Origin of the sequence: Marinobacterium lutimaris, assembly GCF_900108065.1 — a bacterium.
Lineage (GTDB): Bacteria > Pseudomonadota > Gammaproteobacteria > Pseudomonadales > Balneatricaceae > Marinobacterium_D > Marinobacterium_D lutimaris.
The window spans coordinates 292,444-311,815 of record NZ_FNVQ01000002.1 but is presented as its reverse complement, the minus strand read 5'-3'; the positions used below and the strand labels follow the sequence as shown (position 1 = coordinate 311,815).

Below are 19,372 nucleotides of genomic sequence, written 5' to 3'. Positions count from 1 at the left end.
ACCGGTTCCCTCCATTCGGGGGCCGGGTTTCTGTGATCTGGAGTCGCATACATGTCCGAAATCAACAAGGTCGTGCTGGCATACTCCGGCGGTCTGGATACCTCCGTGATCGTCCGGTGGCTGCAGGATACCTATAACTGTGAAGTGGTGACCTTTACCGCTGACCTGGGTCAGGGTGAAGAGGTTGAGCCGGCCCGCGCCAAGGCTGAAGCCCTGGGCGTTAAAGAGATCTACATCGAAGATCTGCGCGAAGAGTTCGTGCGTGATTACGTGTTCCCGATGTTCCGCGCCAACACCATCTACGAAGGTGAGTACCTGCTGGGTACCTCCATCGCGCGCCCGCTGATCGCCAAACGACTGGTTGAGATCGCCAATGAGACCGGCGCTGACGCCATCTCTCATGGCGCCACCGGCAAGGGTAACGACCAGGTGCGTTTCGAAATGGGCGCCTACGCGCTCAAGCCGGGCGTCAAGGTTATCGCTCCCTGGCGTGAATGGGATCTGAACTCTCGCGAAAAGCTGATGACTTACTGCGAAGAGCGCGATATCCCGGTCGACTTCGCCAAGGGCAAGAAAAAGTCTCCGTACTCCATGGACGCCAACCTGCTGCACATCTCCTACGAGGGCGGCATTCTGGAAGATCCGTGGGCAGAGGCTGAAGCTGACATGTGGCGCTGGAGCGTGTCTCCGGAAGAAGCCCCGGATCAGCCGACCTACCTGGAACTGACCTACGAGAAGGGTGACATCGTCGCCATCAACGGCGAAGCGATGAGCCCGGCTACCGTGCTGGCTTACCTTAACAAGGTCGGCGGCGAAAACGGTGTAGGTCGTCTGGATATCGTTGAAAACCGCTTCGTCGGCATGAAGTCCCGTGGTTGCTACGAGACTCCGGGGGGCACCATCATGCTGACCGCTCACCGTGGTATCGAGTCGATCACCCTGGACCGTGAAGCTGCGCACCTCAAAGACGAGCTGATGCCGCGTTACGCCAAGGTTATCTACAACGGCTTCTGGTGGTCTGAAGAGCGCAAGATGATGCAGCAGATGATCGACTACAGCCAGCGCAACGTGAACGGCGACGTTCGCGTCAAACTGTACAAGGGCGCTGTATCTGTTGTCGGTCGTCGTTCTAAAGACAGCCTGTTCGACGAAAGCATCGCGACCTTTGAAGATGATGCTGGCTCTTACAACCAGAAGGATGCGGAAGGCTTTATCAAGCTGAACGCTCTGCGCATGCGTATCGCCGCCAGCAAGGGTCGTAACCTGCTGGAAGACTGATCCCCGCGCGCCAATATCTTCAGAAAAGACCCGCCAGCCTGGTGCTCGCGGGTCTTTTTTATGTCTGTCGCGCGCAATCGCCGTGGTTTTTGCTAATTTACTGATTCTCATGCTACTTTTGCAAAAAGTCGGTTACGGCTGAGGCTATGGCAAACCTGTTTTCTGGAAAGTCCACGTTGATCCTCGACAAGAAGTTCGAGGACCTTCAGACCCTGCGCACGATCCTGGGGCAGATTGGTGTTTCCGATATTCAGGTAGCTTCCTCGGTCAACATGGCGCTTAGCCTGCTGCGGGAGCAGGCTGTGGATATCCTTTTCCTCAATTACGAACTCGGCCGCAACGAGAAAAACGGCCTGCAGCTGATGTTCGACCTCCAGGCCGAGGGCCGTCGCCTTTTCGCCGCCGCTTATATTCTTGTGATCGAGCCGGAAAAGTCCGAGCTTCTGCTGGGCTCACCGGAAAACGCTCCCGATATCTATATCTCCAAGCCCTATGACCGGGTCCAGTTAAGTCAGCGTATCGAGAAACTGATGCGGCTTAAGGAAACGCTGCGTCCTATCGAGTCGTTGCTGGATCGCGGAGAGTGGGAGGCGGCGTTGGCAGCCTGCGACCGGCATGCCGAGCGATATCCTGGGTTAAGCGTTTATCTGCAGCGGCTGCGCGGCATTATTTACCTGCAGCAGGGACAGGCTGAGGAGGCACGTAAGGTTTTTTCCAGTCTGCTGGCGTCGCGCGATAAACCCTGGATTCGTATCGGCCTGGCGATGGCGGCCTGTCGTAGTGGCTGGTTCCTTCAGGCGCGGGGGCAGCTGGATCACGTCATTTCCCAGCAGCAGGTCTGTATCGAGGCGTTTGTCTGGCGTGCCCGGGTATACCGTCTCTTCGGTGACCTGGGCGAGGCTGCCAGCCTGTTGCGCCGGGCGGTGGTGTTGCAGCCCACGGTGGCGCTGTTACGTGGTGACCTGGCTAACCTGGCAGCAATGAACAACGACACCGCGCTGGCGGTAGACGCCTTCCGTGCTGCGATACAGTACAGCCGCTACTCCGCCTTTCAGCATCCTGATTACTATTTTGGCCTGGTGCGGATGCTGATGAAACGCATGAGTGGCCCGGCCTCGGCTGAGGCGGAGGAGGCGGTGCGTCTGCTGGAACAGGCGCGGCGCGATTTTCTTGATCAGCCGGTCATCCACTTTAAAAGCCGCCTGCTGGCCAGCGAAATTTATCGCAATGCGGGTGACGATGAGCAGGCCAATCTGTCGGCCGGGGAGGCGATGTCTATCTATCGACGCCTGTCGCCGGATGAGCAGGCGATGTGGCTGGAGCAGCTGGTGGAAGGTGTGGAGGGATCTAGCGTGGAGGTTGAAGCCCAGGAGGCCCGCCAGGCGCTGAACCGAAATATGGCGAAACTGCAGTGGGGGCGGGCGAATCTGAAAGGGATGATGCAGTTCCGCCATGGGGAGCTCGATGAGGCTTACGTCTCGTTCAGCGATGCACTGCGGCGGCAGCCTGGCACACCCAGTATCGCCCTCAACCTGGTGCAGACCGCGCTGGAGCTCTGTCGCCGCAAGGGTGACGAGATTCCAAGAGCCTTGCTGGTGGCGTGTGACGAGGCGCTGTACGCGCTGCAATTCGCCGCGTTAACACCGAAGCAGCAGCAACGTTACCTGGGGCTCGGTCGGCGTCTGTCTGACTTTGTGCGGCGGCTGGATGGCGAGTAGAGGTTTAGAACAGCGAATCTTCTTCGTCTGAAAGGATGCCGCCGCGTTTTTCCTGCTCCTGCTGCCGGTCGTCGATACCAGCTTCCTCCCGCGCCAGTGAGCGCGCAAGTCTGCGTCCCAGCAGTTTTTTCTGCGCCGGCATCGGCAGGTCGGTAAAACGGATAAGGTGACGGCCGATCAGCGTATCGATCAGATCCTCAAGAATACGGATGGTGGCTTTATCCGATTCCTGCAAAAAGGTGTCCGGGTCGAACTCCTCACCGTTGCCGCCATCGCCCATGGCAAGAAATTCCAGCACCTCCGGATCTCTAAGACTGACCTCGCGCGCGCCGGGCAGCGGCGATTCTGTCAGTCCTTTTACCTTCCCCTGGTCGTCGAACTGAGCGTAGAGCATCGACCGAATTCCTTGATTGATTGGAGGCTGTATTAGAGGGCTAGAATAAATCTAAACAGCTGTTAGTATTAATCGTCCTAAGAATAAGGTCAACGAGTATGGATGCGTCGCACGACCCGCTGTTAGACTGCCTGGTCTTGCTTGCCCAGCAGTTCCGGCGACCCACGTCAGCGGAAGTTCTGGCTGATGGTTTGCCCTTGGTTGATAACCGGCTTACCCCCCAATTATTTGTTCGTGCAGCTTCCCGTGCAGGGCTTGCCGCCAAGGTGGCGGAGCGCCCGCTGAATCAGCTGTCCAGCCTGCTGCTGCCTGTTGTTCTGATGCTCAAGGATCAGGGTGCCTGCATCCTCCAGGAGATCGATCATGAGCGCGAAGAGGCGGTGGTTCAGCAGCCCGAAAGTGGCGGCAGTTTCTCTATCTCACTGGCAAAACTCCAGGAACAGTACTCCGGCTACCTGATTTTTATTCGTCAGGAATATAACGCCGGCGGTAATAAAAGTCGGATACTGGATGGCCGCTCGGGGCACTGGTTCTGGGGCACGCTGAAACGCTCCAGCCGCATCTACCGCGATGTACTCGTCGCCAGTTTTCTGATCAACCTGTTTGTACTGGCCAACCCCCTGTTCGTGATGAACGTCTACGACCGCGTGGTTCCCAACGGCGCGGTGGAAACGCTCTGGGTGCTCGCGGCCGGCGTGATGATCGTTTATCTGTTCGATTTCGGCTTGAAGATGCTGCGCGCCTACTTTATCGAGGTGGCGGCGAAGAAGTCGGATGTGCTGCTCTCGGCACAGATCTTTGAAAAGGTGATGCGGGTTCGTTACGACCGCATGCCCGCCTCCGTAGGTGCCTTTGCCAGCAACCTGCGCGAATTCGACAGCATCCGTAACTTTCTCAGTTCTACCACCAATACCGTACTGATCGATATTCCGTTCATGCTGATCTACATCCTGGTGATCAGCCTGATCGGCGGGCCGCTGGTGGTGATTCCAGCTGTGGCTATTCCCGTCATTATTATCTACGCCCTGATCGTGCGGCCCAAGCTGCGAGACTCGGTGGAGAAAACCTTTGCCTCCTCGGCGCAGAAAAACGGCACCCTGGTGGAGTCCCTGACCGCCATGGAAACGGTGAAAACCCAGCGCGCAGCAAGTCCGTTGCAGGAGCGCTGGGAGCAGGCGGTGGGTTATATCTCGCGCTGGGGGCTGCGCTCGCGGATGCTCTCTTCATCAGTGGTTACCTTCGCCGGTGCTGTGCAGCAGCTGGCCTCGGTGCTGATCATTATCGGCGGCGTTTACTTGATCATGGAGCAGGAGCTGTCGCTGGGTGCGCTGATCGCCTGCAACATTCTCTCCGGTCGCGCCATTGCGCCGATGGCGCAGGTGGCCAGCCTGATCATCCAGTACGAGCAGTCTGCCAAGGCGTTGAAGACGCTGAATGAGATCATGGAGCTGCCGGTAGAGCGCGACGAAGATACACACTTTGTTCACCGTGCCACCCTGGAAGGCAACGTCGAGTTCAAGGGCGTGAGCTTCAACTACCCCGGCGTGGAATATGCTGCGCTGCAGAAAGTCTCGTTCAAGGTTAAGGCCGGTGAGCGGGTGGCGATGATCGGTCGTATCGGCTCGGGCAAAACCACCATAGAAAAACTGTTGCTGGGGCTTTACCAGCCCACGGACGGTGCGATCCTGCTTGATGGTGTGGATATCAACCAGATCGATCCTGTGGATCTGCGCCGCAACACCGGTTACGTGCCCCAGGATGTCATGCTCTTTGCAGGCTCAGTGCGGGATAACATCCTTATCGGTTCGCCCCGCGCCTCTGATGCCGACATGTTGAAGGCGGCGCGTCTGGCCGGTGTGGATCAGTTCGTCAACCTTCACCCCATGGGCTTCGATATGCCGGTAGGGGAGCGTGGGCAGGCATTGTCCGGCGGGCAGAAACAGGCGATTGCCATAGCGCGGGCGCTGCTGCACGAGCCGAACATGCTGATCATGGATGAGCCGAGCAACTCCATGGATAACGCCACCGAGGAGCAGTTCAAGCGCCAGCTTACCCAGGTGATCGAGGGGCGCACGCTGCTGATGGTGACCCACAAGATGTCGCTGCTGTCTCTGGTGGATCGCCTGATCGTGGTGGATCAGGGCCAGATCGTGGCGGATGGACCTAAAGATACCGTGCTGGAGGCCTTGAAACAGGGTCGCCTGCAGGTGCGGCGCTAAGGGGGCTTGCATGAAACATAAAGATGTAACGCCCAGGGCCGAAGATCTTGGTTACACCTCCAGCATCAGTGCAGCGATGCTGGAGCAGGCGCCCCGTGGAGCCAGCTTGTTACTCTGGTCAATGGCGCTGTTTATTGCGGCGGCCGTAGCCTGGGCCAGCTGGGCGACACTGGATGAAATAACCCGCGGCGATGGCGAGATTATTCCGTCCCGTCAGCTGCAGGTGGTACAGAACCTTGAAGGCGGCATCGTCTCCGAGATCCTCGTCCGCGAAGGCGATCTGGTGGAGGAGGGGCAGGTGTTGATGCGGATCGAGGATAAGCGCTTTGTCAGCTCGGTGGAGGAAAACCGAGTGCGCTACCTGGAGCTGCAGGCGAAGTCTGCTCGTCTCAGCGCCGAAGCGAATCATGAGGAGCTGGTATTGCCGGAGAATTTTCCGGAGCAGTACTCAAGCATGCTCGACCAGGAGATCCGGCTTTATAACACCCGTAAAAGTGAGCTGGAAGCGAACCTGGCGGTGCTGAACGAGCAGCGTCAGCAGCGCGAGCAGGAACTGCGTGAGGCCGAGTCCCGTCAGGGGCAGGTGCAGCGCAGCTATAACCTGCTGCTGCAGGAGCTGAGGATCACCGAACCGCTACTCAGCGAGGGCGTTATTTCCGAGGTGGAGTACCTGCGTCTGCGTCGCCAGGTTAACGACCTGCGAGGAGAATTGTCAGGCATTCAGCTGAGCCTGCCGCGTATCAAGTCGACCATCGAAGAGATCGACCAGAAGCGTCGGGAGATGGAGCTGCAGTTCCGTAACAAGGCGCGGGCCGAGCTGAATGAAGCGGCCGGTGAACAGGCGCGGTTGCAGGAAACGCTGACCGGTATGCAGGACCGTATCCGTCGTACCGAGGTGAGGGCACCGATCAAGGGGCGGGTGAAACAGCTGTTGATCAATACCATCGGTGGTGTTGTCCGTCCCGGTGATCAGTTGCTGAACATCGTGCCCTGGGAAGACAAACTGCTGGTAGAAGCCAAGGTAAGACCCTCGGATATCGGTCAGCTGCGCGTTGGCCAGCCGGCAGTGGTCAAGGTCAGCGCCTACGATTTTGCGATCTATGGCGGCCTGCCAGCTCAGCTTGTCTATATTTCCCCGAGCACCATCGTTGATGAGCAGGATGAGACCTACTACCTGGTACGACTGGAAACTGATCGTCCCTACCTGGGGGACGACGAGAATATGCCGCTGATGGCGGGGATGACCGTTTCTGTGGATATCATGACCGGCAAGAAGACAGTGCTGCAATATCTGCTGAAACCGATTACCAGAGCGCGGGATCGCGCGCTGACGGAGCGTTGAGATGGATTATTTTTGCGTAGTCTCCCGCGATGATATTGCTGAGCGTTGGTCTCAGGCGCTACAGAAAGAGCTGAAAAGAGTTGATCCTGAGTCTTTAGCTGGCGGTCCTTCGATGTTGGGCATCTGTCTGGCGCATTGGGATTGCCTGCAGCAGGCAGGAAGGGAGCGTCTGCTGAAGCAGGCGCACGATACCAAGTTACTGCTTCTTGTGCTTACCGATCACCCGAAAACGGACCAGGGACGTGAGGTTATTCGGCGCGGTGCCAAGGGGTATGGAAACACCTTCGTAACAGCCAGTCTTCTGATGGAGATGGTGAAGGTGGTCAAGGCTGGGGATATCTGGGCAGGTCCCGAAGTCTTGCAGTCGGTGTTGAGGCAGCTGCTGGAGCAGGTTGATCCACCGACGGAAACCCTCGTTGAGCGTTTCGGATTGAGCGAGCGTGAGGCCGAGGTGCTGGCAGAAGTAATGGCTGGCGTGAGTAACAAGGTCGCCGCCAGGCGGCTGGATATAACCGAGCGCACAGTAAAAGCTCATATGAGTGCTATCCTCAATAAAACAGGCGCTCGCGATCGTGTTGAACTGATCTTATTGGCTCAGCGTGCTGAGCAGAACGCTGTCTAGCTAGGGACAGCCGAAAAGGGGAAGAAAAAGATGGAGTTTAAACAGTCTATGCTCGCTGCGGCGTTGTTGGCCGCCTTGTCAGGCGGTGCCCAGGCAGCGACAGTGCAGGAAGTAGTAGCGGATAATCTGGCCCAGAATCCCGATGTCGCGCGCGCAATCGAAAATTACCGTGCAGTGACCAAAGAAGTGGACCAGGCAAAGGCGGGGTATTTTCCCACAGTGGATGCCACGCTGGGTTACGGCTATGAATGGACTGACAAGGAAGAGGGGATTCAGGACCAGGAACTTAACCGTCGTGAAGCCCGCCTCAATGTAAACCAGATGCTGTTTGACGGTTTTGCCACGCCGAGCGAGGTTAAACGTCAGAAAGCCCGCATGGATTCAGCCCGCAGCTCGGCTATCGATGCGGCTGAAAACTATGCGCTGCAAGCGTCCCGCGCCTATCTGGAACTGCTGCGTCGTGATCAGCTGCTGAAGCTGGCGAAAGAGACGCTCTACAACCACGTTAATATCTACGATCAGATCAAGCGCCGCTCCGAATCCGGTCTGGGTACCCTGGCATCGATTCAGCAGGCGGAAGGTCGTCTGGCGCTGGCCGAGGTCAACACCCTGGCCGCCGAGAACAACCTGCTGGATGCCCAGGCAAGCTACGAGCGTGTAGTGGGTCATCCGGCACCGGATGATCTGGAACCGATGGACTCCATGTTCGAGCTGCCGGCGACGCTGGAAGAGGCGCAGGCGGTAGCTGACGAAAGCCACCCGATCGTTGGTGTGGCTCAGTCTGACGTGGAAGCCAGTTACGCCCAGCGTGATGCTGCGAAAAGCCGCATGTACCCGCGCCTCGACCTTGAGGTTGAGCGTCGCTGGGACGAAAACATCGACGGTATCGAAGGCGATGATGAAGATCTGACCGCCATGCTGCGTCTGCGCTACAACCTGTTCAACGGTGGCGCCGACAAGGCGCGTATCCGCCAGACAGAGTACCAGATCGGCGAAGCCCAGCAGGTACAGCGCGACTCCATGCGCCAGATCAAGCAGAGCCTGGCGCTCTCCTGGAATGCCAACGAGATTCTCGGTCGACAGATCGAACATCTCGAACAGCACGTACTATCCAGTGAAGAGACGCGCAACTCCTACAAGAAACAGTTCGACATCGGCCAGCGCTCCCTGCTTGACCTGCTGGATACCGAGAACGAGGTGTTTTCCGCCAAGAATCAGCTGGCGGAAGCTCAGCTGGACCAGCAGATCGCCCAGCTGCGTATTCTCAACGGTATGGGGCAGTTGCTCGGGGCTATGGATATCGTAGTGCCGATGGAGGAAGAGGTTGTTCTGGCCGCGGAAACGCTGGAAGAAGAGCAGCCGGCCATGACGGAAGAGGAGATGGCTCCGGCCGAGGGTGAGGTGGAGACGGACAGCAGCGCCGGCTGAGGTTCGATTGCATCCACTGGGGTGGCTGGCTAAAATCGCCGCCATCCTTTTACCTGAGAGGGTTGCAGGAGTTGCAACCCTCTTTCTATTTCTAGCCACAGGAAGTCGATTCACCGCGTTCGCAGGAAGCGTGCAGCGGGACAACAAGAGCCGATGAAATCACACAAGATACTTCAGGCGCCTATCCCGATGCGTTGGGTGGGGCCGGTTAAAATCAGCGGCAATGTGCTGGATGAAAGCCTCAGTGTACCGCTGGCCACCTATGAAACTCCGCTCTGGCCCTCGGTAGGCCGCGGCGCCCGGGTTTCGATGCTGTGCGAAGAGGGGATCAAGACCACCCTGGTCGATGAGCGCATGACGCGCTCGATCCTGCTTGAAGCAGATGACGCCCTGGCGGCGCACCAGGCGGTGGAATCGATCAAGGCGCGTCGTGATGATCTCAACAAGGTGGTGGCGACCAGCAGCCGTTTTGCCAACCTGATCGATATGCACAGCCAGATCGTTGGCAACCTGATCTACCTGCGCCTCGAGTTCACCACCGGCGATGCCTCCGGCCACAACATGGTGACCAACGCGGCGGACAAACTGTTCCCGTGGATTCTCGCCGAATACCCGCAGCTGCGTTACAGCTCGATCTCCGCCAATTACTGTTCCGACAAAAAAGCCACTGCCGTCAACGGTATACTGGGCCGCGGCAAATATGTGGTTAGCGAGATCCTGATTCCGCGTGAGATCTGCGAGCGTCGCCTCAAGACCACGCCGGAAAAAGTGGTCGACCTGAACATCAAGAAAAACCTGATCGGCACCCTGATGGCTGGCGGTCTGCGCAGCGCCAACGCGCACTACGCCAATATGCTGCTGGCGTTCTACCTGGCCACCGGTCAGGACGCGGCCAACATTATCGAGGGTTCCCAGGGCGTGGTGCATGCCGAGGTACGTGACGGCGATCTCTACTTCTCCTGCACGCTGCCGAACCTGATTGTCGGCTCGGTAGGCAACGGCAAGGGGATCGACTTTGTCGAGGATAACCTCAAGCAACTGGGGTGCCGCGAAGAGCGTGAACCGGGCGCCAATGCGCGCCGCCTGGCGGCTATCTGCGCAGCGACGGTGCTCTGTGGCGAGCTTTCCCTGATGGCGGCCCAGACTAACCCGGGTGAGTTGATGGACGCTCATATCAAGCTGGAGCGCTGATGTCCGATCAGATCAATGATCGCAAGATCGAGCATATCCGCGCCATAGAGAAGGATCCCGCCACCGACAGGGACGGGCGCTACTTTGACCGTATCCATCTGACGCATCGCGCACTGCCGGATCTGGATCTGGCAGCTGTGGATCCGGCAGTGGAGTTTCTCGGCAAGCGGCTGAGTTTTCCGCTGCTGATCTCTTCGATGACCGGCGGCGACCATGAGCTGGTGCGCAAGATCAACCGCCATCTGGCGGAAGCCGCCGAGCATTGCGGTGTAGCCCTGGCCGTGGGCTCCCAGCGGGTGATGATCGACCAGCCTGGTGCACGGGCGAGTTTCGAACTGCGTCAGTTTGCGCCTTCCACAGTGCTGATCGGCAATGTGGGCGCTGTGCAGTTGAACTATGGTTTCGGGATCGAGCAGTGCCAGGCGGCTGTGGATATCCTCGGCGCGGATGGCCTCTACCTGCACCTGAATCCGTTACAGGAAGCGGTGCAGCCGGAAGGGGATACCAACTTTGCCGGTATCGCCACGCGTATTGGTGAAATCTGCCGTGAGCTCAGTGTGCCGGTGCTGCTGAAAGAGGTGGGTTGTGGCCTGTCTCCGGAAGATATCGCAGCAGGCTATGCCCAGGGTGTACGCCATTTTGATCTGGCCGGCAGTGGTGGGACTTCGTGGAGCCGTATCGAACACCATCGTCGTGACGATGGCAGCGATATCGGCCTCAGGTTCCAGGATTGGGGGCTGCCGACGCCGCTGGCGCTTGAGCGCGCCGAGCCCTGGCAGGACCGGGTCAAGCTGATCGCCAGTGGCGGGCTCAGAGATGGGCTCGATATGGCTAAATCTGTTATACTCGGCGCCTCGCTGTGCGGCCTGGCGGCGCCTTTTCTGCGCCCCGCAACCGAGTCGACCGAGGCCGTGATTGTAGAAATCGAGCGGCTTAAACGTGAATTTGTAACAGCGATGTTCCTGCTTGGCGTCGCGGATGTTGCCTCCCTGCGTAACAACCGTGCGTTGATCTTGGACGAGCGTTGAGGATCCAAGCCTAAGATGTCCGTGGGTATAGACGAAATCAGTTTTTATACGTCCAGCTATTACTTCGATTTGAGGACGTTGGCGGAAATCCAGGAGACCGATCCCGATAAGTACTATGTCGGGATAGGGCAGGAAAAGATGGGCATGGCCGCCCCCGATGAAGATATCGTCACCATGGCAGCCAACGCAGCCCTGCCGTTGATCGAGAATGCCGGCAGTGATGCCGTGGGTACGCTGCTGTTCGCCACCGAAACCGGTATCGATCAGTCCAAGGCGGCGGGTGTATACGTGCACCGTTTGCTGGGGCTGGGTGCCAACTGCCGCGTGGTTGAGCTCAAGCAGGCCTGCTATAGCGCCACCGCTGCATTGCAGATGGCCTGCGCCCTGGTGGCGCGTCAGCCGCAGCGCAAGGTGCTGGTGATCGCCTCCGACGTGGCACGCTACGATCTCAACACCCCGGGTGAAGCAACCCAGGGCTGTGGCGCCGTGGCAATGATGATCAGCGCCAATCCGCGCCTGGTCAGCATCGACCCGGAAGTCGGTAACTACACCGAAGATGTGATGGACTTCTGGCGCCCGAACTACCGCACTACGGCGCTGGTCGATGGCAAATACTCCACCAAGATCTATCTCAAGTCGTTGAAGAAAGCCTGGGAGAACTTCAGTGAAGTCAGCCCGTTGAGCTTCGGCGACCTTAGCCGTTTCTGCTACCACCTGCCGTTCAGCCGCATGGCGCAGAAGGCACATCAGCACCTGGTGAAGATGAACAAGGTGGTGATGACGCCGGAGCAGGTTGAAGAGCAGATCGAACCGACGCTGAGCTATAACCGCATCATCGGCAACAGCTACACCGCGTCGATGTATATCGGTCTCTGCTCGCTGCTGGAAACCTGCCAGGATAACCTGGCGGATCAGCGCATCGGCTTCTTCAGCTACGGTTCCGGCAGTGTGGCGGAGTTCTACAGCGGCCGTGTTGTGCCCGGCTACGAGCAGCACCTGCATACCGCGAAACACCGCGAGATGCTGGATAACCGCCAGTCGCTGAGCTACGACGAGTACCTGAACCTGTACCGTTACCCGAATCCTACGGATGGCGGTGAACACGAGCTGCCGCACGTGACTCCTGGCCGCTTCCGTCTCGCGGCTATCACGCATCACAAGCGCGAATATGTGACCTGCTGATGCGGATCGCCTGTGCGCCTGGCAAGGTGATCCTTAGCGGTGAACATGCCGTGGTTTACGGCGCGCCGGCGCTGGCGCTGGCGGTTGACCGCCATATGCGCGTGTTCTACGAGCCGGATCGCCTGCCGCGCCTGAGCTGGCACGCTCAGGAGCGCACCCATGTGCTGGGTCTGGACAAGTTTGCCGCGCTGCGGCGGCGTCTGGACTCTCACTTCGAGCGCTACCTGCGCGGCGAACTCTCCATCACCGATATCCTGAAAAAGCCCGCTGAGCTGGCGTTTTACGCCGTGGACATGGCGCGCCTGGTGTCCGGGCTGGATGCGATTCCCCGCGGCAGCGTCAAGATCGATTCCGATATTCCTATTGGTGCCGGCATGGGCTCTTCGGCTGCGCTTATCGCCGCACTGCTGAAGCTGTTCGGCCATATCGACAGCGATGATGAGCTGGTGCGCCAGGTGCATCACTGCGAGCGTTTGCAGCACGGCCGTGGCAGCCTGATCGATGCGGCCACCGTTTGCCTGGGCGGCCTGGTGCGTCTGCGCGACGGCGAATACAGCCGCCAGACCCTGTCCGAGACAGGCCTGGGCGAGGGCTGGTTCTGGGTGTTTACCGGTACGCCGGCGGCCAGCACCGGAGCCTGTGTGGAACAGGTGCGACGTGGCTTTGAGCACTCATCGATCTGGAGCGAGTTCAGCGAGCTGACCACCCGCTTCGAAACCGCCCTCAGTGAAGGCCAGCCGCTGTGCGAACTGGTTCGTGCTAACCATCATCTGCTGTCGCGCCTGGGCGTGGTGCCCGCTCCCTTGCAGCGTTTTGCCGAGCAGGTCGAGCAGCATGGAGGTGCGGCCAAAATCGCCGGTGCAGGTTCCGTCAGCGGCGATAGCGGTGGCCTGATGCTGGTCTGGTTGCCTGAGGGGACACCGGCGCAGCTGAACATGCCCTATGACTGGCACTGGGGCGAACTGAAAGAGGATTCTCAGGGTGTCCGGTTACTCGACGATCAGGGTTAGTGCTCCCGGCAGCATCATGCTGATGGGTGAACACGCGGTGCTGCGTGGCGCGCGCGCCATCGCCTGCGCTGTGAACAGCTATATCCATGTTGAGCTGATACCGCGACAAGATCGACAGGTACTTATCCACAGTGCTTTGGGCGAGTACAGCGCCTGTCTCGATCAGCTGACAACATCCGATGATCTCTCCTTTGTCGTCACCGCCGTGCGCCAGTGGGCAGATCGCCTGCCTTGCGGTTTCAACCTTAATATCGAATCCGAGTTTTCCCATACGGTGGGGCTTGGCTCCTCAGCAGCCGTAGTCGCCGCGCTGACCGTGGCGCTGGATCGCTTTGCCGGCACTGAGCTGAGTCGCGAGCAGCAGTTCGATGCGGCACTCAGGGTGATTCACGCAGTTCAGAACGGCCGCGGCTCGGGTACGGATCTGGCGGCCAGCCTCTATGGCGGTTTGATCGCCTACCGTGTCAGTCCCCGTGAACTGGTGCCGCTTAACGGCCTGCCGCCGATCAGTCTCTGGTACGTGGGCTACAAGATGAAAACCCCCGCCGTGCTTGAGCTGGTGGAACAGCGCAGTCAGCGTTTTCCCGGGCTCTACGCCGGCCTGGATAAACTGATGGCAGATTGCTGTGCAGAGGCGGAAGTGGCGATCAACGCCAGCGACTGGGACGCCCTGGGCGAGTTGATGAACTACTACCAGGGGCTGATGGATGCGCTGGGTGTGAATGATGCCCAGTTGTCCGAGCTGATCTATCGGCTGCGTGCCGAACCTGGCAACCGGGCCGCCAAAATCTCAGGCTCGGGCCTTGGTGACTGCGTGGTGGTACTGGGGCAGGATGTACCCGATGGCTTAGCCTATGAGCAGATTCCCGTGGCGGTTTCGGCGCGCGGCGCAGAACTGGACGCCTGATCGCCTTCCATAAAAAACGCTCAGGCGTTATCCATTAGCGCTGAAGATCAGGCATACCCTTGTGCCGCTCTCGTCGGATTCGATCTCTATCTCCCCATCGTGCAGCGCCATGATCTCCTTGACGAAACTCAGCCCCAGCCCCGTTCCCTTATCGCCGTTCGGTTTTGGCAGGGAATAGAAGCGCTCCAGCACCCGCTCACGGGCGTAGTCGGGAATGCCGGGGCCTGAGTCGCTAACCCTCAGAGCACAGCAATCCTCCTGAGCTTCCAGCCCGATCACCACTTCAGCCCCCGTCGGTGAATACTCGATCGCATTCTTGATCAGGTTGCTCAGCGCCTGGCGGATCAGGAAGGGATCGCCCTGAACAGAGCCTGAGTCACTGGACTCTACTCGCAGGCCGACGCCGCGTGCCCTGGCCTGATCCTGTTCGGCGCTGAGCGCCTGCTCGATAATGGCTGCCAGGGAGACCTTTTCAGGTGCTTCAAGGGAGGGGCGGTTCTCCAGTGCGGCCAGCTCCAGCAGCCGCTCGATCAACTGCTGGATACGCTCGGTCTGGCCAACGATATTGTTAAGGAAGCGCTCACGCTGCGCCTCCGGCATAGGTTCCTGCAATAACTCGGCGGCACCGCGTATGCCGGCCAGAGGGGATTTGATCTCGTGAGTCAGGCTCTGTACGTAGTCGGCCACGTAGGACTTGCCGTCCAGCGCCACGCGCATCGATTCCAGCGCGCTACCCACATCACCGACCTCGTTATTGCCCAGCCTCGGCGGTTCTCGGCGCTCGCCGCGGCTGATGGCTGCCGCGTACTGCTGCAGCTTCTGCAATGGCCGGGTAAACCAGAGATTCAGCAACACGCCCACCAGCGTCACGGCCAGCGCTATAACGAAGGCGCTGAGTATCAGGTTGTTGCGCAGGTCGATCACAAAGCGGCTGGCGTTGGTGGTGGGTTTGCCCAGCGAAAGTACGCCGATTACATCACCCTCATAGAGCACCGGGCGCGCAATGTAGAGGGTGGAGCCCTCCGGATAGAGCGGGTCGCCGCCGGTAGCGCGGGCACCGTAGCGACCCTGCAGGGTCAGGTTCACATCCCGCCAGCGAGAGTAGTCTGCGCCGAGATCGCGGCTGTTGTCCGAATCAAAAATCACCCGGCCGTCTCTGTTGGTCAGGTAGATACGCAGGTCCACGTTGTTCTTATCCAGGTTGTAGATCCGGGCGTTCAGTGTGCGCTGGCGCAGGTTGCCGAACAGTTCCGCCAAAGGTGTGGGATCGATCTGGACGATTTCGTCTTCGACATGAACCGCCTGCTCGCTGACCAGTGCAGCCATCAGTTCGGCGCTATCGACCAGTGTCTCCTCCTGGGCTTTGAGAAACTGGGGGCGGATCTCATCGGCGATCCAGTACACTAAGCCGAAAACACCGAGAAATACGAACAGGGTAAAAGCGAGCAGCAGACGTGTGCGGATCTTCATGGTCAGTCTTCCTGCTTCCCTTGCCGAATCGCTTCATAGCGGTAACTAGCCTTCATAGCTGTAGCCCAGACCGCGATGGGTTTTGATCGGATCGAGTTCAGGCTGGACCTCACGAATCTTCTGCCGCAGCGTCTTGATATGGGTATCCACGGTGCGATCGAAACTGCTGCCCGGGTCCTCCCAGACCAGCTCCATTAGCTGGTCGCGGGAGTAGATGCGGCCGGGGTGATCTAACAACAGGCTCAGCAGGCGGTATTCGTAACGGCTCAGATCCAGTAGTTGACCGTCCAGGCTGATCCGCAGAGCGTCGCCATCATCGTGAAAGCCGCTTTGGATGGAGGACGCGGTAGTGGGTTGGATAGTGGGTTGGAAAGCCGGCTGAAGTCGTCTTAGCTTGCTGCGTACCCTGGCGCTTAACACTCTCGGGCTGAATGGCTTGGTGATGTAGTCGTCAGCGCCGAGCTCCAGGCCCAGTACCTGGTCGATTTCGCTGTGGCGAGAGGTCAGAAAAATAATCGGCAGCAGCGGGTGGGAGGCACTGATCTCACGGCAGAGATCAAAGCCGCTTCTGTCCGGCAGGCCGATATCGAGCAGCAGAAGCTGCACCGGCTGTTCGGCGATTTTTGTCAGGCAGGCGTTGCCGGTGGAAACCCACTCACAACTGATCCCTTCCGATTCCAGCGCGTAGACCACCGTCTCGGCGATGGCGGGTTCATCCTCGACAATCAGCACTTCCATAGACATCTCTGACGAACTCTTCCCTGGTGAACAATTTTCCGCTGAAAAAGCGGCGGACTTCACACTCACTTCAAACTCTCTTCGGGTTGACGGTAGATCCTGAGGCCATCAATCCAGTGAGGAGAAGTTAAGGATGCAAACGCTAACACACTTTGTCCGCTTCGGGCTGTTGCTGCTCGGCTGTCTCTGGACTGCCCTGGCGGCTCATGCAACGTCACTCAGCGCAGATGATATCACCCAGGGCTCGCTGATGATGCGCAATGATCGGGGTGAGGCCGAGGCGCTGCCTCTGCTGAACACCGATGTCAGTATTGATGTGACAGGCCCGATTGCTCGGACGGTGGTGACCCAGGAGTTCAAGAACCCGGGCGACACCTGGGTGGAGGCGCTTTACCTGTTTCCTTTGCCTGAAGACGCTGCAGTCGATCGGATGAAGCTGTTGATTGGCGAGCGCGTGATCGAAGGTGAGATCAAGGAGAAGGAGGAGGCCAAGGCGGTTTATGAGCAAGCCAAGGCGGAAGGTAAACGCACCGCGCTGGTGGAACAGGACCGGCCGAACCTGTTTTCCACCTCGGTGGCGAATATTCCGCCTGGCGGTAGCGTCAGCGTAAGCATCGAGTACCAGCAGACGCTGGGCTGGAAAGAGGGCGAGTTCAGCATCCGCTTCCCGATGGCGATTACTCCCAGATATAACGGTGCACTGCCTGAGCCGACCCATGTTGTTGAGCAGACCGGTTCGTTGAACAGCGGTTGGAGTCTTTTGCCGGGCGAAAGGCCCAACCAGGTCCTGCCTCTGGCAGACGAGGAGATCGACCGTCCGGTGAGTCTGCGGCTGCGCCTGCGTGCAGGCTTCGAGCTGGCTGAAGTGAAGAGTCACTATCACAAGATCCTGAAGAGCCAGGGTGAGAATGGCGAGGTCGATATAGAGCTGGCCCAGAGTTCGGTCCAGGCCGACCGTGATTTCCTGCTCTCCTGGAAACCTGTGCCCTCACAGCAACCCAACGCCGCACTCTTTGCTGAAACCAGCGACAAGGGTCGCTTTGGTCTGCTGATGTTTACGCCGCCGCAGCTGGATGGCTGGGAGAAACCGGCGCGGGAGGTTGTGTTCGTGATCGATACCTCCGGTTCCATGGGCGGTCAGTCGATCCGTGCCGCCAGGGAGGCGCTGCTGAACGGGCTGGCGGGGCTCGAAGCCGGGGACAGCTTCAATATTATCGAATTCAACACCGATACTGCGGCGCTGTTCACTTCGTCACGACCAGCGGATGACCAGAACCTCAGGATCGCTGAGCGGTTTGTCTCCCGCCTTGAGGCAGAGGGCGGTACCAATATGTTCCCGGCGCTGGATCTGGCGCTGCAGCCGAGCGACAGCCAGCGTCTGCGCCAGGTGGTGTTTATCACCGACGGAGCGGTAGCCCAGGAGCAGGAACTGTTCAGCCATATCCAGCGCAAACTGGCCGGCAGCCGGCTGTTTACCGTGGGGATCGGCAGTGCGCCCAACACCTACTTTATGCAGGAGGCGGCGCTGGCGGGCCGGGGCTTCTTCACCTATATCGGTCGCCCCGATGAGGCGGCAGAAAAGATGAACGCCCTGTTTGAGCGTCTGGCAAAACCGGTGCTGGCTAATATCCAGGTCAGCGGTGAAGGTGTGTCCGGTTTTGCCCCGGCGGTGGTGCCTGACCTCTACGCCGGCGAGCCGCTGGTGGTGGCGATGAAGCTGAGCGATGAGAACAGCTCGGTGCAGATCCAGGGGCAGATGGGCGATACGCTCTGGAAACAGTCACTGGCTATCGACGCGGTGGATCAGCAGGCGGGTATCGGTATCGACTGGGCGCGCAGGAGTATCGCCAGTTGGCAGCGCGGCGCCGCGCGGGGTGTGGACGCCGACACTATCCGCAATGAAGTCACCCGGTTGGCGCTGGATTTCCATCTTGTCAGCCCCTTCACCAGCCTGGTGGCGGTGGATAAAACCCCGGTCCGTCCTGATACCGAATCTTTAGATACGAAAGCACTGCCGGGCAAGATGCCCCAGGGGCTTGAAGTGAAACAAACCCTGCAGCTGGCCAGCGGAGCCACCGGCTATGAGCTTAGTCTGCTGCTCGGCAGCCTGATGCTGTTCGCTGCTCTGGCGCTGCTGTTGTGGCAGCGTCGTGTGAACGGCAGCGACAGAGAGCTATCCGCATGAGTCTGTCGAGGACCGCCGCAAAGCGCCTGATGATACTGGCGCTGCTGCTGGGCGGAGCCGCGATGATCGTCCAGGCGCTGTGGATACCGTTTAAGGCCGAGATTGCACAGGTGCTGTTGCAGCGTGCCTGGCTGCAGACCCAGGCGGATGGCGAAGCCCATCCACCCTGGCCCTGGGCGGATCACTACCCGGTGGCGAGACTAAGCGCTGGGCGTTTCGATATCGATCAGATCGTGCTGGCCGGTGATGAGGGCAGTTCGCTGGCCTTTGCACCGGGCGAGAATATGCAGGCGAAAAACCTGAGTGGCGCCGCGCGGGTGATCAGCGGCCATCGCGATACCCATTTTCGTTTTCTGCAGGCTGTCCTGCCGGGCGATCGTTTCCAGCTCAGCGATAGCGACGGCCGTGTGGAGTACCGGGTCGATAGGGTGGAAGTGGTTGACTCGACCCGAGTCAGGCTGGATCCCACGGCACTGCCGCAGGGGCTGCTGCTGGTGACCTGTTATCCGTTTGATGCGCTGACCGCCGGTGGTCCGTTACGCTACGTGGTTTCTGCCAGTCGAGTTACGCAGTAAGGATTCAGTAGAGCGGCGGATCCGATGTTATCCTATAAAGAGCACAAAGCTTTAAAAGACAGGTTTGAAACGCAGTTAAGGGTAG

The 19,372-nt window shown here is 59.1% G+C and carries 16 protein-coding genes; 13 read left to right on the top strand and 3 right to left on the bottom strand.

Translation table 11 applies throughout. The annotated features are described in order from the left end of the window. Positions 1-51 precede the first annotated feature (51 nt). Together C4S72_RS11845 and C4S72_RS11840 are read left to right on the top strand one after the other, a co-directional pair. Positions 52-1,278: an argininosuccinate synthase gene (locus tag C4S72_RS11845; protein WP_104003333.1), complete on the top strand. Its 1,227-nt coding sequence runs from the start codon at positions 52-54 to the stop codon at positions 1,276-1,278. 146 nt (positions 1,279-1,424) lie between these two features. Further along, on the top strand, positions 1,425-2,996 hold the full coding sequence (locus C4S72_RS11840; protein WP_104003332.1) for a tetratricopeptide repeat protein: 1,572 nt from the start codon (positions 1,425-1,427) through the stop codon (positions 2,994-2,996). Positions 2,997-3,000: 4 nt separating this feature from the next. On the opposite strand, the gene C4S72_RS11835 is transcribed toward C4S72_RS11840, so the two are convergent. Further along, positions 3,001-3,390 (bottom strand): hypothetical protein, encoded by a 390-nt coding sequence (locus C4S72_RS11835; protein WP_104003331.1) that lies wholly within the window; start codon positions 3,388-3,390, stop codon positions 3,001-3,003. 98 nt (positions 3,391-3,488) lie between these two features. Between C4S72_RS11835 and C4S72_RS11830 the strand changes: the two genes are divergently transcribed. The 9 genes from C4S72_RS11830 to mvk all read left to right on the top strand — a co-directional run bounded on the left by C4S72_RS11830 (position 3,489) and on the right by mvk (position 14,319). After that, a complete protein-coding gene (locus C4S72_RS11830; protein ID WP_104003330.1) occupies positions 3,489-5,609 on the top strand; it encodes a type I secretion system permease/ATPase in 2,121 nt (706 codons plus the stop codon). A gap of 10 nt (positions 5,610-5,619) precedes the next feature. After that, positions 5,620-6,951, top strand: coding sequence for an HlyD family type I secretion periplasmic adaptor subunit (locus C4S72_RS11825; RefSeq protein ID WP_104003329.1), 1,332 nt, complete (start codon positions 5,620-5,622; stop codon positions 6,949-6,951). A 1-nt stretch (position 6,952) separates the two neighbouring features. After that, a complete protein-coding gene (locus C4S72_RS11820) occupies positions 6,953-7,573 on the top strand; it encodes a response regulator transcription factor (protein ID WP_104003328.1) in 621 nt (206 codons plus the stop codon). Between the two features lie 30 nt (positions 7,574-7,603). Next, positions 7,604-9,001, top strand: coding sequence for a TolC family outer membrane protein (locus C4S72_RS11815; RefSeq protein ID WP_104003327.1), 1,398 nt, complete (start codon positions 7,604-7,606; stop codon positions 8,999-9,001). Positions 9,002-9,154: 153 nt separating this feature from the next. Then, on the top strand, positions 9,155-10,192 hold the full coding sequence (locus C4S72_RS11810) for a hydroxymethylglutaryl-CoA reductase (RefSeq protein ID WP_104003326.1): 1,038 nt from the start codon (positions 9,155-9,157) through the stop codon (positions 10,190-10,192). Then, the gene (gene fni / locus C4S72_RS11805; RefSeq protein ID WP_104003325.1) at positions 10,192-11,220 is read left to right on the top strand and encodes a type 2 isopentenyl-diphosphate Delta-isomerase; all 1,029 of its coding nucleotides are present in this window, start codon (positions 10,192-10,194) and stop codon (positions 11,218-11,220) included. Before C4S72_RS11810 ends, fni begins: the two co-directional genes overlap by 1 nt. Positions 11,221-11,235: 15 nt before the next feature. After that, positions 11,236-12,402, top strand: a complete 1,167-nt coding sequence (locus C4S72_RS11800; protein ID WP_104003324.1) for a hydroxymethylglutaryl-CoA synthase — start codon at positions 11,236-11,238, stop codon at positions 12,400-12,402. Then, positions 12,402-13,412, top strand: a complete 1,011-nt coding sequence (locus C4S72_RS11795) for a mevalonate kinase family protein (protein ID WP_104003323.1) — start codon at positions 12,402-12,404, stop codon at positions 13,410-13,412. Before C4S72_RS11800 ends, C4S72_RS11795 begins: the two co-directional genes overlap by 1 nt. Then, positions 13,384-14,319, top strand: coding sequence for a mevalonate kinase (gene mvk / locus C4S72_RS11790; RefSeq protein WP_235009127.1), 936 nt, complete (start codon positions 13,384-13,386; stop codon positions 14,317-14,319). The genes C4S72_RS11795 and mvk overlap by 29 nt, the downstream gene beginning before the upstream one ends. A 27-nt stretch (positions 14,320-14,346) precedes the next feature. Here the strand turns inward: mvk and creC are convergent, their stop codons facing one another. Further along, a complete protein-coding gene (gene creC, locus C4S72_RS11785; RefSeq protein WP_104003321.1) occupies positions 14,347-15,789 on the bottom strand; it encodes a two-component system sensor histidine kinase CreC in 1,443 nt (480 codons plus the stop codon). Between the two features lie 45 nt (positions 15,790-15,834). After that, positions 15,835-16,533 carry a two-component system response regulator CreB gene (gene creB / locus C4S72_RS11780; protein ID WP_104003320.1) on the bottom strand — a complete coding sequence of 233 codons (699 nt, stop codon included), beginning with the start codon at positions 16,531-16,533 and terminating at the stop codon, positions 15,835-15,837. A 127-nt stretch (positions 16,534-16,660) separates the two neighbouring features. Between creB and C4S72_RS11775 the strand changes: the two genes are divergently transcribed. Both C4S72_RS11775 and C4S72_RS11770 read left to right on the top strand, forming a co-directional pair. Beyond that, a complete protein-coding gene (locus tag C4S72_RS11775; RefSeq protein ID WP_104003319.1) occupies positions 16,661-18,712 on the top strand; it encodes a marine proteobacterial sortase target protein in 2,052 nt (683 codons plus the stop codon). Beyond that, positions 18,709-19,287, top strand: a complete 579-nt coding sequence (locus C4S72_RS11770) for a class GN sortase (RefSeq protein WP_104003318.1) — start codon at positions 18,709-18,711, stop codon at positions 19,285-19,287. Before C4S72_RS11775 ends, C4S72_RS11770 begins: the two co-directional genes overlap by 4 nt. Positions 19,288-19,372: the final 85 nt, after the last annotated feature.